Below are 12,152 nucleotides of genomic sequence, written 5' to 3'. Positions count from 1 at the left end.
CCGCCGCGCGGTATGGGAAAGGGATTGTGATGGCGACCGTGAAAGTGACCGATGCGAGCTTCGAGCAGGACGTCCTGAAGTCCGCCGAGCCGGTCGTCGTGGATTTCTGGGCGGAATGGTGCGGCCCGTGCCGGCAGATCGGCCCCGCCCTGGAGGAGATCGCCTCCGACCTTCAGGGCCGCGTGAAGATCGCCAAGGTCAACGTGGACGAGAATCCCGGCATCGCCTCGCAGTACGGCATCCGCTCGATCCCGACGCTGCTGCTGTTCAAGAACGGCGAGCAGGTCGACCAGAAGGTCGGCGCGGCGCCCAAGGGCGACCTCTCGCGCTGGATCAGCGCCCAGACCGCCAGCGCCTGACGAAAACGGACGGACGGCATCCCGTCGTCCGTCCACGTCGTGCCGCCGCGACAAAAAAAGCCCGGCCGTGAGGCCGGGCTTTTTCGGTTTCAGGACCCAGTGTTTTTTTGTCGTTCACGATCCGGACGGCTCGCGCCGTCCGGATCGCAGCAGAACGGCCTAGTACGAGCCGAACTTGTAGTTCAGGCCGGCGCGGACGACGGCGAAGGCGTCTTCGCGACGGGTGTTGAAGCCGAGGCGATCGTAGACCGGCAGGATGCCCAGGCCGGGGAACTGCGAGGTCGCGCCGACGAGGCTCAGGTTGCTGCGGTTCCGGTCCAGGCTCACGTACAGACCTTCGACCTTGATCGTCACGGCGGACGAACGGAAGAAGTTCAGGAACGAGTCGGTCGGGAGGGCGTACTCGACACCGGCACCGGCGGTCCAGCCGGTGCGGAAGCCGTCACGGCCGCCGACGGAGTTGTTCACGCGAGCGGTGCCGTCACCGCCGGCATAGGCGAAACCGCCGGTGCCGTAGAACAGGGCGCGGTCGAAGGCGAAGCCGATGCGGCCGCGGGCCGTACCGAAGTAGTCGAGGGCGCTCAGGTTGCCGTTGACCGGAGCGAAGGTCGGGGCGACCACGCCGGCGCCGCCGTTGAAGGTGATGCCGTTGTTACGACGGCCGCCGAAGTCGAGGTACTGAGCGTCGGCTTCGATACCGATCACGAGACCGGAGCCCGGGGTGAACTGGTAGTTGTAGCCGACCTGGCCACCGCCGGAGAACCCGTCACGGGAATCCTGGGTGAACAGCACGGTGCGGCCGGGAACGAACGGCAGCACGGTGTTGGGGGTGAGCACGGCACCCGTGGCCGGGTTGAAGGCCACCGGGTTGTTGGCGGCGTCGATGAAGCCGTTGCGGCCTTCGCTGGCATCGAACGCGTAGCCGGCGTTGATACCGAAGTAGGCGCCCGTCCAGGTGAAGACGGGAACCGGCGTGAACACCGGCGGCGGAGCGCGGCGCGGAAGGTCAGCCGCGGAAGCGGCGGCGGTGAGAGCCGTGAAGGCTGCGAGCGTAGAAAGAAGCTTTTTCATTTTTTGTGATCCCCAGCATGTGCCCGATCGATGGGGAAGATAGGTCATTTTCCACAGCCAAGATGTAGCGCCCGTGCCACAGGTCCGAGGACTCGCCGATCCGGCGGTTGTTCTCGGAAGATCAGCATGGCCGGCCGGGGCGGGGCGCTGTTCCAGGTCGAGACGGCGCCTATTGCCTCTCGTCAAGCAATCAGCAAGGCGGCGTGCCGTTGGCGGTGAGTACGGCGCCGGCGAGGTAGAGTGAGCCGCAGATCAGGATGCGCGGCGGCTTCTCGAAGGCGATGTCACTGACGGCCGACAGCGCCGCCTCGATGCTCGGGGACACGCGGGCGCTCAGGCCGACCCGGCCGGCGATGTCGGCGACCTCCTCGGCCGGGCGGGCGGCCATCTGGCCGGCGATCGGCACCGCGATCAGGGCGCGGGAGAGGCCGACGAAGTGGCGCAGGAAGCCTTCCGCGTCCTTGGTGCCGAGCAGCCCGACGATGAGGACGAGGGGCACGTCGCTGCGCTCGCCCAGATCCGCCAGCGCGGTCGCTAGGATGCGGCCGCCGTCGATGTTGTGTCCGCCGTCGAGCCAGAGTTCGCTCCCGGCCGGCACCAGCGCCGCGAGCCGGCCGCGGCTCAGGCGCTGCAGCCGGCCCGGCCAGTCGACGTTGCGCAGGCCCGCCTCGATCGCGGCCACGCCGATATCCCCGAACCCGGCCGCGCGCAGAGCCGCGATGGCCGTGCCGGCGTTCGTGAACTGGTGGCGGCCGGTCAGCTTCGGCTTGGGCAGGTCGAACAGGTCGGTCTCGTCCTGGAAGACCAGGCGCCCGCTGTCCTCGTGCACGGAGAAGTCCTGGTTTCCGACGATGATCGGGCTCGCGCCCACGGCCGCCGCCTGCCGGCAGAGGACCGCATCGGCCTCGGCGTAGTCCTGGGCCGCGATCACGGCCGGGCAGCCGCGCTTGAAGATGCCCGCCTTCTCGGTGGCTACCGATTCGACCGTGTCGCCGAGATATTCCGCGTGGTCGCGCCCGATCGGCGTGACCACGGCGGCGGCCACCTCGTCGATGACGTTGGTGGCGTCGACCCGGCCGCCCAGGCCCACTTCGAGCAGCAGCACGTCGGCCGGGGCCTCGGAGAACAGCAGGAGGGCGGCGGCCGTGGTGATCTCGAACACGGTGATCGGGTCGCCCGCGTTGGCGGCCTCGCAGCGGGCGAAGGCGTCGGCCAGGCGGTCCTCGGCCACGTAGTGCCCGCCGCCGATGCCCCCTAAGCGGATGCGCTCGTGGAAGCGCACGAGGTGGGGGGAGGTGTAGACGTGGGCGGCCAGGCCCCCCGCCTCCAGGATCGCCCGCATGAAGGCGATGGTCGAGCCCTTGCCGTTGGTGCCGGCCACGTGGATCACCGGCGGCAGCCGGCGCTCCGGGTGGTTCAGGCGCGCCAGCAGGCGCTCGATCCGCCCGAGCGACAGGTCGATCGTACGCGGGTGCAGGGCCAGGAAGCGCGCCATCAGCGCGTCGGAGGAATCCATCGGTTCGGCGGCGTTCGTCAGGCGGGTTCGGGGACGGGCGCCTGCGCCGGCGCGCGGGCGGTGCCGGCCTCCGGGCCGACGTTCATCAGGAGGCCGCAGATCCGGGCCACCGTCTCCTTCAGGGCGTGGCGGTGCACCACCTGGTCCACCATGCCGTGCTCGCGCAGGTATTCCGCCCGCTGGAAGCCGTCGGGCAGCTTCTCGCGGATGGTCTGCTCGATGACGCGGGGGCCGGCAAAGCAGATGAGCGCGCCGGGTTCGGCCAGGTGCACGTCGCCGAGCATGGCGTAGGAGGCGGTCACGCCCCCCGTGGTCGGGTTGGTCAGCACCACGACGTAGGGGAGCCTGGCTGCGTTGAGGCGCCGCACCGCCACCGTGGTGCGCGGCATCTGCATCAGGGAGAGGATGCCCTCCTGCATCCGGGCCCCGCCCGAGGCTGAGAACAGGATGTAGGGGGTGCGCTTGTCGAGCGCCGTCTCGGCGCCGCGCACGAAGGCCTCGCCCGCCGCCATGCCCAGCGAACCGGCCATGAAGCCGAATTCCTGGGCCGCCAGCGTCATCGGCATCCCGCCGACGCGGCCGAACCCGACCTTGAAGGCGTCCTGCATGCCGGTCTTGGCCCGCGCCTCCTTGAGGCGGTCGACGTAGCGCTTCTCGTCGCGGAACTTGAGGGGGTCGACGGCGACCTCGGGCAGGGGCACGTCGAGCCAGGTGCCGCCGTCGAACATCATCTTGAGGCGGGCCTGGGCGCTCATCTTGAGGTGGTGCTCGGAGCCCGGGATGACCCAGTGGTTCCCCTCGACCTCCTTGTGGAACACCATCTGCCCGGTATCCGGGCACTTGACCCAGAGGTTCTCCGGCGTCTCGCGCTTGAACAGGGTCTTGATCTTGGGGCGCACGACCTCCGAGATCCAGTTCATCGGTTCGACCATGGTGAGGCGCCCGTCCGGTTTGTTCCGAGGTCGATATCGTGGCCGGTCGCCCGGACCGCCAGTGCGGCCGGCCTCAGGCCGCCCGCTCGCCGCCCGCCGAGCGTACGCCGGCTGCCAGCTCCCGCACCAGCCCGGCCACGGCCTCGACGGTTCCCGCCTGCGCCCGGCCCTCGCCGTCCAGCGACCGCTGCAGCCGGTCGACCAGGGCAGAGCCGACGACGACGCCGTCCGCGCCCCGGGCGATCTCGGCCGCGTGCGCACCGGTCCTGACCCCGAAGCCGACGACGACGGGCAGGGCCGTGTGGCGCCGGATGCGGCCGACCGCCTGCGCCACCTTGCCGAAATCGGGCGTCGCGGTGCCGGTGATGCCGGTGATCGAGACGTAGTAGACGAAGCCCGCGGTGTTCGCGAGGACGGCCGGGAGCCGCTTCTCGTCGGTGGTGGGGGTGGCGAGCCGGATGAAGGCGAGGCCCTTTGCCAAAGTCGGCAGGCAGAGTTCGTCGTCCTCCTCCGGCGGCAGGTCGACCACGATCAGCCCGTCGATGCCGGCCGCCAGCGCGTCGTCGAGGAAGCGTTCGACGCCGTAGGTGTGGATCGGGTTGAAGTAGCCCATCAGCACCACGGGCGTGTCCGCGTCGCCCGCGCGGAAGCGGGCCACCAGCTCCAGGGTCCTGGCCACGCCCTGGCCGGCCTTCAGCGCCCGCAGGCCCGCGGCCTGGATCGCCGGCCCGTCCGCCATCGGGTCGGTGAAGGGCAGGCCGAACTCGACGATGTCGGCGCCCGCCTCCGGCAGGGCCTCCAGCACCTTCAGCGAGGTCTCGGGGTCGGGGTCGCCCGCCATCACGTAGGTGACGAGGGCGGCCCGGTTCTCCGCACGGCAGCGGGCGAAGGTGGCGTCGATGCGGCTCGGCATGATGCTCGTACGTCTCACGACCGTGGACCGGTCCGGGGTCGCGCCGCGCCTACACCATCGGGGCCGGCCCGTGAAGCGCGGTGCGACGGGCGCCCTCTCCCGCACGCGTCCCCCTTGCGATACCGAAGGCCACGCAGGATGCGGACGGGAGCGGCCGGCGGCATTCGCACGGGAGACCCGAATCCATGACCCAGCCCCACGCGGCGTCCCGCCTCTTCGACACGGCGGAGGGCGCCCGCCTCGTCCAGGCGCGGAGCGACCCCGCCTGGCGCCGCTGGGGGCCGTATCTCAGCGACCGGCAATGGGGCACCGTGCGGGAGGATTACAGCCCGGACGGGGAGGCCTGGGACTATCTGCCCCACGACCACGCCCGCTCCCGCGCCTATCGCTGGGGCGAGGACGGCATCGGCGGCTTCGGCACGGCCCACCTCGAATGGTGCCTCGCCCCGGCCCTGTGGAACGGGCGCGACCCGATCCTGAAGGAGCGCCTGTTCGGCCTGACCAACGCCGAGGGCAACCACGGCGAGGACGTGAAGGAACTCTACTACTACCTCGACGCCACGCCGACGCATTCCTTCATGCGGATGCTCTACAAGTACCCGCACGACGCCTTCCCCTACGAGGGGCTGATCTCCGAGAACCGCCGCCGCGGCCTGGACGACCCGGAATTCGAGCTGCTCGACACCGGCCTGTTCGACGCGGGCCGCTATTGTGACGTGGAGATCGCCTACGCCAAGGCGGCGCCGGACGACGTGCTGATGCGGATCAGCGTGACGAACCGCGGCCCGGAGGCGACCGCGCTCACCGTGCTGCCGCAGCTCTGGGCCCGCAACACCTGGTCCTGGCGCGGCGAGGCGGAGCGCCCGGAGCTGTCGGCCGCCGGGGACGGGAGCGTGCGCGCCCTGCATCCGGGGCTGGCGCCGATGCGCTTCCACGCGCAAGGGGCCGACGACCTGCTGTTCACCGAGAACGAGACCAACACCCACCGGCTCTTCGGCACCGGGCCGGCCAAGGCCTCCGACAAGGAGGGCTTCTACAAGGACGGCATCGACGCCCGCGTCGTCCGTGGCGAGGCCGGCGCGGTGAACCCTGCGCAGCGCGGGACCAAATGCGCCGCCCTCTACCGCCTCGACCTCGCCCCCGGGCAGACCCGGACCCTGCGCCTGCGATTCCGCCCGGAGGCCGAGGCGGCGGACCCCTTCGCGGATTTCGACGCGGTGTTTTCCGCGCGGCAGGATGAGGCGGATGCGTTCTACGAAGCCCTCCAGGCCAATATCCCCGATCCGGACCTGCGCAGCGTCCAGAGGCAGGCGCTCGCCGGCATGCTGTGGTCGAAGCAGCTCTACCATTACGACGTGCGCGAGTGGCAGGACGGCGACCCGGCCGAGCCCCCGCCGCCGGCCGGACGGCGCGGGGGCCGCAACGCCGACTGGCGCCACGTGCGCGCGGCCGACATCGTCTCGATGCCCGATGCCTGGGAATATCCCTGGTTCGCTTCCTGGGACCTCGCCCTGCAGAGCCTCGTGCTGGCGATGGTCGACCCGGACTTCGCCAAGGGGCAGCTCCTGCTCCTCGTGGACGAGGCCTACATGCACCCGAACGCGGCGCTACCCGCCTACGAATGGGGGTTTTCGGATGCCAATCCGCCTCTCCACGCCTTCGCCGCGTGGCGGGTGTTCGAGATGGACCGGGCACTCACGGGCCGGCCCGACCACGCCTTCCTCAAGCGGATCTTCAACAAGCTGACCCTGAACTTCACTTGGTGGGTCAACCGCAAGGACGCGGCCGGGCGCAACCTGTTCCAGGGCGGGTTCCTTGGGCTCGACAACATCGGCATCTTCGACCGCTCGAAGCCGGTAGGCGAAGGCGCCGAACTCACCCAGTCCGACGCCACCGCCTGGATGGCGATGTACGCCCTCGACCTGATGCGGATCGCGATCGAGCTGGCGCTCCAGGATTCCACCTACGAGGACATGGCGGAGAAGTTCTTCGAGCACTTCCTCCTGATCGCGGCGGCCTCCGGCGACGGGGTCTGGGACGAGGCGGACGGCTACTTCTACGACGTGATCGAGAGCGCGGGCGGGAAGCGCCTGCCGATCCGGGTGCGCACCATGGTCGGGCTGATCCCGATCTACGCGGTCGCGGTGCTGAAGGAGGAGGAGATCGCGCGCCTGCCGCGCTTCTCGGCGCGGCTGCAGTTCTTCCTGGAGAGCCGGCCCGACCTCGCCCGCCTCGTCTCCCGCTGGAACGAGCCGGGCCAGGGCCGCACCGGCCTGCTCTCGCTCCTGCGCGGCCACCGCCTCAAGGCGCTGCTCAGGCGCATGCTCGACCCGGCCGAGTTCCTCTCCGACAACGGCATCCGCGCGGTCTCGAAGGTCTACGCGGCCACGCCGTTCCGCTTCTCCTGGGCCGGCCAGGACCTCGGCCTCGCCTACGAGCCGGCCGAATCGGGTTCGCGCCTGTTCGGCGGCAACTCCAACTGGCGCGGGCCGGTCTGGTTGCCGGTCAACGTCCTGCTGATCGAGAGCCTGCGCCGCTTCCACGACTATTACGGCCCGGACTTTCGCGTGGAGGCGCCCACCGGCTCCGGGCGGACCCTGTCGCTGGGCGAGATCGCCGACGACCTCTCGCGCCGCCTTATCGGCCTCTCGGCCCGCGGCGCGGACGGGCGCCGCCCGGTCTACGGCGACAGCCGCATCGAGCAGGAGGACCCGCACTTTCGCGACCACGTCCTGTTCTACGAGTACTACCACGGCGACACCGGCCGCGGCGTCGGCGCCTCCCACCAGACCGGCTGGTCGGGCCTCGTCGCCCTGCTGATCCAGCAATGCGAAGGGACCCCCCGAAGGGACTCCACCGCGGGCTGACATGAGGCGGATGCATGCGCCCACGCCTCCACCCCGCGGCGCCTGCCCCGACCTCCCGCTCCATCGCGAGAACGGCCCGCAGGGCGGGCCGCGAGGGACGGACATCACGGCGTCATCGACCACGCCGGTCTGGTTCGTCACCGGCTGCTCGACCGGGTTCGGGAACGACCTCGCCCGGCTCGTCCTCGCCCGCGGCTGGCGCGCCGTGGTGACGGCCCGCGACGCCGGGCGGGTGGCCGATCTCGTAGCGGGCGCGGAGGACCGGGCGCTGGCGCTGGCCCTCGACGTGACCGAGGGCCGGGCAGATCGAAGCCGCCGTGGCGGCGGCACACAAGAGATTCGGGCGCTTGGACGTGCTGGTGACCAACGCCGGCCACGGCTACCAATCCTCCGTCGAGGAGGGCGAGGCGGACCGGATCAGGGCGCAGATCGACGCCAACGTCTTCGGCCTGTTCGCCCTGACCCGTGCCGTGCTGCCGATGATGCGGGCGCAGCGGGCCGGGCGCTCCCGCGTCCAGACGCCGAGCACGATCCCCGACTACGCCGAGACGGCCGGCGCCCGCCTGAAGGCGACGGCGGAGAAGGGCGGCAGCCAGGCCGGCGACCCGGTGCGGGCCGGGGAGGCGATGATCCGGATCACCGAGGTCGAGGACCCGCCGCGCCACCTCGTCCTCGGCGCCTGGGGTTTCGAGGCCGTCACGCAGCGGCTGAAGGGCCGGCTGGCCGAGATCGAGGCCTGGCGCGAGGCGAGCGTCGGGGCCGACTTTCCCGCGGGTTGAGGTTCAGGGCGGTCTGCTGCTCGCGTATCCGCGCAAGCTCCGGTTAAGCGCCTTTCCCAACGCCTCCTTCAATCTCCCTTGCGAAGCTGGCGCCAGCCGGCCTTCCGCCGGGGGAGCCTGCCATGGACCTCCGGGACCTCGCCCTGATCCTGCCTGCCCTGATCGCCGCCGCGAGCCTCGCCGTGCTGGCGTGGCGCCGGCGGCCGCACAGGCGCGCGGAGGCCGAGGCCGAGCACCTGCACGACCGGATCTGGCGCATCGCCGAGAGCGAGGACCGCTACCGGGCGCTGGTCGAGGCGACGATGGAGGTGATCGTGCAGCGGGATAGTCTCCAGCGCATCACCTTCGCCAACGAGGGCTACGCGCGCCTCCTCGGCCGCCGGCCCTTCGACCTCGTCGGCGCGAGCGTGGACCTCGAAGTGCTGGAGAGCCGCTCCGTCGAGATCGGCCCGGACGGGGTGCGCCGGATCGAGGCGCGGGTGCTGCCGGTGGACGGGGTGCCGCGCTGGTTCGCCTTCGTGGAGATGCCGATCGCGCGGGGCGACGAGCCGATGCAGTGGCTGCGCGCCGGCCACGACGTCACCGCCCGCGTCGAGTCCGCCCGCTCCCTCGACGTGGCGCTGGCCCGCGCCGAGGCCGCCAACGTCGCGAAATCCCGCTTCCTCGCCACCGTCAGCCACGAGTTCCGCACGCCCCTGAACGGCATCCTCGGCATGGCCGACCTCGTCCTCGACACGGGGCTGGACGCCGAGCAGCGCACCTACGTCGAGGCGGTGCGCACCAGCGGGCAGGCGCTGCTCGGGCTGATCGACGGTATCCTCGACTTCTCCCGCATCGAGGCCGGGCGCCTGGATCTGGCGGCCGAGCCCTTCGACCTGCCCGCGCTCGCCGAGGGCGTGGTCGAGCTGCTGGCCCCGCGCGCGCAGGACAAGGGCATCGAGATCGCCCTGGACGTGGGCGAGGACCTGTCCGGCCTCGTCGTGGGCGATGCCGACCGTATGCGGCAGATCCTGGTCAACCTCGCCGGCAACGCCATCAAGTTCACCGGCTCCGGCGGGGTCGGCATCACGCTCGGCCGCACGGGGGAGGGCGTCGTCCTCTCCGTGTCGGATACCGGTCCCGGCATCCCGGAGGACCGCATCCCGATCCTGTTCGAGGAGTTCGAGCAGGGGGACGGCAGTGCCAGCCGACGCCACGAGGGCACCGGCCTCGGGCTCGCCATCACCCGCCGCCTCGTGGCCCGGATGGGCGGGCGGATCGAGGCCGATTCGAAGCTCGGGCGCGGCTCGACCTTCCGGGTGACGCTGCCGCTGGCCGCGGCCCCGGCGGACGCTTCGGTTGAGGCTGCCCCGCCGGTCCAGCTTTCCGGGCGGCGCGTCCTGATCGTGGCCGATTCGCCGTTCCAGGCGCCCTACCTCGCCGGCAGCCTCGCCCGCTCGGGGGCCGCCGCCGTGGTCGTGGCGGGCATCGAGGAGGGCCTGTCCGCGTTGTGCGGGGCCGGCTTCGACGCCGTGATCGCCGACCGGGCCCTGGGCGACGCCCCCGTCCGCCGGCTCGCGGACGCGGCGCGGGCCAGCGGCGTCCGCTGCAGCCTGATCCTGCTCTCGCCCTTCGACCGGCGCGAGTTCGGCGCCCCGGGGGCCGCCGGCTTCGACAGCTACCTGATCAAGCCGGTGCGCGCCCGCTCCCTGTTCGACCGCCTGCTCGCGCCCAATCCCGAGACCGAGCCGGCCCGGCCGGCGCCGCTGCCGGCGGCCGGGCGCACCGGGCCTGCCGTCCGCGTGCTGCTGGCCGAGGACAACCCGATCAACGCGCTGCTCGCCACCCGCGCCCTGGAGCGCCTGGGCGCCGAGGTGGTGCACGCCGCCGACGGCCTGGAGGCCCTGGACCGGCTCGCCAGGTGCGGGCCCTTCGACCTCGCCCTGATCGACATCCGCATGCCCAACCTCGACGGCCACGAGACCGCCCGCCGTATCCGCTCCGGGGAAGCCGGCATCGGGCACCTCCATCTGGTGGCGCTCACCGCCAATGCCGGCCGCGAGGACGAACGGGCCGCGCGCGCGGCTGGCTTCGACGGCTTCCTCGCCAAGCCCCTCGACCTCAAGGCCCTGCCGGCCCTGCTGGACGGCCGCACCGCCGAGGCCGCCTTCAAGGCCGCCTGAGCGGCACAGGACCGGCCGTCCCCGCCCGACCACGTCCGTTGCGAAGACCTCGCCTGCAGCGCGACAGGGCCTTTTCCGAACGGCGAGGACCGTTCGGAGGTCCGGGGATCGCGTGATGCACGGCCGCTTCGGCGGTGCGGCACCGCCGAACGTTGCCGCCCGCAGCGCCAGCGCCTAATCCGGCAGCCGATCGCGACACCAGACGGATGACCCGGCCATGAGGCCCCACCCCGAGCGCACCGGCCCCGTCCGGACCTGGCTCTACCTGCTCGCCGTGCTGGTGGTGGCGATGGTGGCGGTGGGGGGCGCGACGCGGCTTACCGGGTCCGGGCTCTCGATCACCGAGTGGCGGCCCGTCACCGGCGTGGTGCCGCCGCTTTCGGGCGCGGACTGGGCCGCCGAATTCGAGAAGTACCGCGGCACGCCCCAGTACAGAATCCTCAACGAGGGCCTCGGGCTGTCCGACTTCAAGGTGCTCTATGCCTGGGAATGGGGGCACCGGATCCTCGGCCGGATCGTCGGGCTCGCGTTCTTCCTGCCGCTCCTCGTGTTCTGGTGGCGGGGCATGCTCGGCCGCCGCCTCGGCCTCGGGCTGCTCGCCCTGGGCGTGCTCGGCGCGGCGCAAGGCGCGATCGGCTGGATCATGGTCGCCTCCGGGCTGCAGCCGGGCATGATCGCGGTGGCCCCCCTCAAGCTCGCCCTCCACCTCACCATGGCGAGCCTGATCCTGGCCGGGCTGGTCTGGCTCGCGGCGGGCGAGCGCGACGAGGCGCGCGCCCCTGCGCCGCGGCGCCTGCGCGCGACGGCCGCCCTCCTGCCGGTGTTGGTGCTGGCGCAGATCTTCCTCGGCGGCCTCGTGGCCGGCTCTCATGCGGGGCTGGTCCACAACACCTGGCCCGACATGGACGGGAGCCTCGTCCCGCCCCTGGACGACCTGTTCTCCGTCAGGCCCTGGATCGAGAACTTCGTCGACAACACCACCCTGGTCCAGTTCAACCACCGGCTCACGGCCTACCTCCTCCTCGCCGTGGCCCTGCTCCACGCCCTCGACGCCCGCATCGTTCAGGGCGGGGCGGGCGCATCGCGCCGTGCCGCGGGGATCGCGGGGCTCGTCCTCGCGCAGGCGGGGCTCGGCATCGCCACGCTCCTGCTGGCCGTGCCCCTCTGGGCGGCGCTGGCTCATCAGGTCTTCGCCATGGCCGTCCTGGTGATGGCCACCGTCCACGCCCGGCTCAGCCGCGGGCACGTCCGCACGAGGCGGGTCGGTGTCCCGGAGGCCGCCGCCTTCGGCTTCGAGGGGCTGGCGAAGGGGCGCGCATGAGCCTGTTTGCCGTGCAACAGTCTTGCTGCGCGGCACAAATCTTCACCATCCGGCCGGAACGATGGGGATAGCCTGTGTGTGCGCAGTTTTTACGGGGAACGTCTTGAAGGGTTGAAGAATTAGCCTGCACGTGTTGCAGGAGGCGGCGATGTTCGTGGCCGATGACGGAAGACCCCTGGCTCTGACCTGGCACTACACGCCGCGAAGATCTCCCGCGGCGTGTAGTGCCAGG

The 12,152-nt window shown here is 71.5% G+C and carries 8 protein-coding genes and 1 pseudogene; 5 read left to right on the top strand and 4 right to left on the bottom strand.

What is annotated here, in order from left to right; genetic code table 11:
- Positions 1 to 29: 29 nt before the first annotated feature.
- A complete protein-coding gene (gene trxA, locus COGEMETH_RS02930; RefSeq protein ID WP_238181131.1) occupies positions 30 to 359 on the top strand; it encodes a thioredoxin in 330 nt (109 codons plus the stop codon).
- Between the two features lie 159 nt (positions 360 to 518).
- Here trxA and COGEMETH_RS02925 read toward each other — a convergent pair whose 3' ends face one another.
- The 4 genes from COGEMETH_RS02925 to trpA all read right to left on the bottom strand — a co-directional run bounded on the left by COGEMETH_RS02925 (position 519) and on the right by trpA (position 4,791).
- Entirely contained in the window at positions 519 to 1,430 is a 912-nt protein-coding gene (locus COGEMETH_RS02925; protein ID WP_238181130.1) for an outer membrane protein, read from the bottom strand.
- A 190-nt stretch (positions 1,431 to 1,620) separates the two neighbouring features.
- Positions 1,621 to 2,946, bottom strand: coding sequence for a bifunctional folylpolyglutamate synthase/dihydrofolate synthase (locus tag COGEMETH_RS02920; RefSeq protein ID WP_238181129.1), 1,326 nt, complete (start codon positions 2,944 to 2,946; stop codon positions 1,621 to 1,623).
- A 17-nt stretch (positions 2,947 to 2,963) separates the two neighbouring features.
- Positions 2,964 to 3,878, bottom strand: coding sequence for an acetyl-CoA carboxylase, carboxyltransferase subunit beta (gene accD / locus COGEMETH_RS02915; RefSeq protein ID WP_238181128.1), 915 nt, complete (start codon positions 3,876 to 3,878; stop codon positions 2,964 to 2,966).
- A 73-nt stretch (positions 3,879 to 3,951) separates the two neighbouring features.
- Positions 3,952 to 4,791 (bottom strand): tryptophan synthase subunit alpha, encoded by an 840-nt coding sequence (gene trpA / locus COGEMETH_RS02910; RefSeq protein ID WP_238181127.1) that lies wholly within the window; start codon positions 4,789 to 4,791, stop codon positions 3,952 to 3,954.
- A gap of 185 nt (positions 4,792 to 4,976) precedes the next feature.
- Here trpA and COGEMETH_RS02905 point away from each other — a divergent pair, with 185 nt between their 5' ends.
- The 4 genes and pseudogenes from COGEMETH_RS02905 (at position 4,977) to COGEMETH_RS02890 (ending at position 11,920) form a co-directional block, all read left to right on the top strand.
- On the top strand, positions 4,977 to 7,658 hold the full coding sequence (locus COGEMETH_RS02905) for an MGH1-like glycoside hydrolase domain-containing protein (RefSeq protein ID WP_238181126.1): 2,682 nt from the start codon (positions 4,977 to 4,979) through the stop codon (positions 7,656 to 7,658).
- A gap of 103 nt (positions 7,659 to 7,761) precedes the next feature.
- A pseudogene (locus tag COGEMETH_RS02900) lies at positions 7,762 to 8,437 on the top strand (SDR family NAD(P)-dependent oxidoreductase).
- A 122-nt stretch (positions 8,438 to 8,559) separates the two neighbouring features.
- Positions 8,560 to 10,599 carry an ATP-binding protein gene (locus COGEMETH_RS02895; protein WP_238181125.1) on the top strand — a complete coding sequence of 680 codons (2,040 nt, stop codon included), beginning with the start codon at positions 8,560 to 8,562 and terminating at the stop codon, positions 10,597 to 10,599.
- Between the two features lie 217 nt (positions 10,600 to 10,816).
- Positions 10,817 to 11,920: a COX15/CtaA family protein gene (locus COGEMETH_RS02890; protein WP_238181124.1), complete on the top strand. Its 1,104-nt coding sequence runs from the start codon at positions 10,817 to 10,819 to the stop codon at positions 11,918 to 11,920.
- Positions 11,921 to 12,152: the final 232 nt, after the last annotated feature.

This window comes from Methylobacterium trifolii, from assembly GCF_022179685.1.
Lineage (GTDB): Bacteria > Pseudomonadota > Alphaproteobacteria > Rhizobiales > Beijerinckiaceae > Methylobacterium > Methylobacterium trifolii.
Note: the sequence above shows the minus strand (reverse complement) of the source record. Positions and strands in the feature narration are given on the sequence as shown.